At 56.0% G+C, this 2,856-nt stretch carries 3 protein-coding genes; all 3 read right to left on the reverse strand.

Translation table 11 applies throughout. The features are described from left to right. Positions 1 to 40 precede the first annotated feature (40 nt). The 3 genes from ptsP to HMPREF2572_RS04865 are packed head-to-tail and all read right to left on the reverse strand — an operon-like array spanning position 41 to position 2,581. Positions 41 to 1,828: a phosphoenolpyruvate--protein phosphotransferase gene (gene ptsP, locus HMPREF2572_RS04855; RefSeq protein ID WP_070496479.1), complete on the reverse strand. Its 1,788-nt coding sequence runs from the start codon at positions 1,826 to 1,828 to the stop codon at positions 41 to 43. Then, positions 1,828 to 2,097, reverse strand: a complete 270-nt coding sequence (locus HMPREF2572_RS04860) for an HPr family phosphocarrier protein (protein ID WP_003742589.1) — start codon at positions 2,095 to 2,097, stop codon at positions 1,828 to 1,830. The genes ptsP and HMPREF2572_RS04860 overlap by 1 nt, the downstream gene beginning before the upstream one ends. A gap of 46 nt (positions 2,098 to 2,143) precedes the next feature. Continuing rightward, positions 2,144 to 2,581 carry a PTS sugar transporter subunit IIA gene (locus tag HMPREF2572_RS04865; RefSeq protein ID WP_070496480.1) on the reverse strand — a complete coding sequence of 146 codons (438 nt, stop codon included), beginning with the start codon at positions 2,579 to 2,581 and terminating at the stop codon, positions 2,144 to 2,146. Between the last annotated feature and the right edge of the window lie 275 nt (positions 2,582 to 2,856).

Below are 2,856 nucleotides of genomic sequence, written 5' to 3' on the forward strand. Positions count from 1 at the left end.
GCCTTGTCCTGATTTAGTTAATCCACTATAGAAACCTTGTTTACGCCTGCGCTATCGGGCTGTCTTCTTCCGGCCGCTCTTCTTCGTGTTCCGCGCTGTTGAGTAATTTCAACAGCTTTTCGGTTTTTTCCGAGTCTTCGCTGCGGAGGATTTTGGCGGTTTCGGTTTCGAGCAGGGCGGTGTTGCTGTGCAGGATGATGTTTTTGACGGGGAGCAGGTTGTTGGGGTTCATGGAGAATCGGCGCAGCCCCATGCCCAGCAGCATCCGCGTGTAGGTGGTGTCGCCTGCCATTTCGCCACATATGGAGACGCTTTTTTCCATGCGGTTGGCGGTGCGGATGATGTGCTGGATGGTTTTCAACACGGCGGGATGGCCTGGCTGGTAGAGGTGGCTGACGCTGTCGTCGCCGCGGTCAACCGACAAGATGTATTGGATTAGGTCGTTGGTGCCGATGGAGATGAAGTCGGTCAGTTTCAGGATGCTGCCGACGGTCATGGCGGCGGAAGGGATTTCAATCATGCAGCCGACGCTGACCGTGCCGAAGGTTTCGCCGCGTTCGGCGAGCTGGCGTTGGGCGGTGTCGAGGTGGATAAGGCATTGGCGCACTTCGGACAAGGAGGTAATCATCGGCCACATCATGCGGACGGGACCGTGGGCGGCGGCGCGGAGGATAGCGCGCATTTGGGTGCGGAACATGACGGGTTCGGCGAGGCACAGGCGGATGCCGGGAAGTCCGAGCGCGGGGTTGAGGCTGCCGTTGGGGGTGGAATTTTGACCGAACCAGCGTGGGTTTTTGTCCACGCCCAAATCAACGGTGCGGATGGTGATGCTTTTGCCTTTCATTTTTTTCACAATCGCGCTGTACACTTCGTACTGCTCGTCTTCAGACGGCATGGTGTCGCGGTTGAGATAGAGGAATTCGCTGCGGAAAAGTCCGACGCCGTCTGCGCCGAAGTTGTGCAGGGCTTTGATGTCTTCGGCGGATTCGATGTTGGCGAGCAGCTCGATGTTGATGCCGTCGGCGGTGGTGGCGGCGGTTTTTTTGAGCTTGTTGAGTTCGCGCTTGTGGAGGCGGTATTCGCGGGCGAGGCGGCGGTATTCGTTGAGGACGACTTCGTCCGGATCGATGATAAGGACGCCGTTGATGCCGTCGACGATAACGGTTTCGTTTTCGGTAATGAGCCTACGGGCGTTGTGCAGCCCGATGACGGAAGGGATGTCGAGGCTGCGGCCTAAGATGGCGGTGTGGCTGGTTGGGCCGCCGACGTCGGTAACGAAAGCGGTGATGCGCTGCTCTTTGAAGAGGACGGTGTCGGCGGGCGAGAGGTCGTGGGCAATCAGGATGGTGTCTTCAAACAAGCCTTCGTTGAGGTTTAAGTCGTTGCTTTGTCCGACGAGGTTGTTGTGGATGCGGCGGACGACTTGCAGCATGTCTTGTTTGCGTTCGCGCAGATAGTCGTCTTCGATGCTGTCGAACTGGGCAGCGAGCTTGTCGCTTTGCTGTTTCAACGCCCATTCGGCGTTGATTTTCTGTTCTTTTAAAATATCGACGGGTTCGCGCGAGAGGGTAACGTCGGTCAGCAGCATGAGGTGCAGCGAGATGAACGCGCCCAATTCGGTCGGGGCGTTTTCGGGAATCGCGCTGCGCAGCTGTTCCAATTCTTTGCGCGTGGCTTTGATGGCGGCATCGAAACGGGCGGCTTCGGCATCGATGAGGTCGTCTGAAACATCGTATTGCGGCACTTCCGCCGTGCCGCGCGTAATCAGGTGGGCTTGTCCGATGGCGATGCCTTTACCCGCCGCAACGCCGTGCAGCACGATACTCATTATTCGCCCTCGCCGAAGTAGTCGTTGATTAAATCAGTCAATGCCTTCATGGCGGCGACTTCGTCCAAGCCGTCGGTTTCCAGCTCGATGACCGTGCCTTTGGCGGCGGCGAGCATCATTAAGCCCATGATGCTTTTGCCGTTAACGCGGCTTCCGTTTTTCGTTACCCAGACTTCGCTTTGAAACTGAGACGCGGTTTGGGTGAATTTGCTGGAAGCGCGGGCGTGGAGTCCGAGTTTGTTGATGATTTCGATTTGTTGTTTTTGCATGTTCGGCTTTCGGGTGAGCGGGGTCGTCTGAAAACGTGTGGTTGGGTTAGACGGCTTCGGCGTGCTGTTTGCACACCAAATCTTCCGGTTCGGCAGTGATGGCGAAAATGCCTTTGACGGCGGCTTCCCTGACCGTTTCAGTAAAGGCGGCGAGGTCTTCCGCCATGGGCGAATATTGGGTCGCTTTAATCATCATCGGCGCGTTCAGTCCGGTCAGGATGGCGGATTTGCCCGCACGAACCAGCCTGCGCGCGGCGTTGCACGGCGTCGCGCCGAAGATGTCGGTCATAATCAATACGCCGTGGTTTTCAGGAAACTCTTGCAGCGCGGCGATGGCATTGTTGATGATGTCGGTTTGGTCTTCGTCAGGCTCTACGCCGAGGATGCGGATGTTTTCCGGCATTCCCGTGGGGAAGAAATGATGGGTCAGGCTGCGGTAGGCTTCGCCTACTGCCTCGTGGGTAATGATTAAAAGGTTGATCATGATGTGTTCCCTGATGATATTTTATTCGGCCGGTGTGGGCGAAAGTATAGTGGATTAACTTTAAACCAGTACGGCGTTGCCTCGCCTTAGCTCAAAGAGAACGATTCTCTAAGGTGCTTAAAGCACCAAGTGAATCGGTTCCGTACTATCTGTACTTTCTGCGGCTTCGTCGCCTTGTCCTGATTTTTGTTAATCCACTATAACGTCCATTCACCCGCCACATAGCGCGATATGGTGGCACAAAGGTCGTCTGAAAAGGTTTTCAGACGACCTTT

Source organism: Neisseria sp. HMSC064E01, from assembly GCF_001808875.1.
GTDB classification, from domain to species: domain Bacteria; phylum Pseudomonadota; class Gammaproteobacteria; order Burkholderiales; family Neisseriaceae; genus Neisseria; species Neisseria sicca_A.

Coding starts and splice junctions, on each gene's coding strand:
- ptsP (WP_070496479.1), bottom strand. CDS start 1,828: ATGAGTATCGTGCTGCACGGCGTTGCGGCGGGTAAAGGCATCGCCATC.
- HMPREF2572_RS04860 (WP_003742589.1), bottom strand. CDS start 2,097: ATGCAAAAACAACAAATCGAAATCATCAACAAACTCGGACTCCACGCC.
- HMPREF2572_RS04865 (WP_070496480.1), bottom strand. CDS start 2,581: ATGATCAACCTTTTAATCATTACCCACGAGGCAGTAGGCGAAGCCTAC.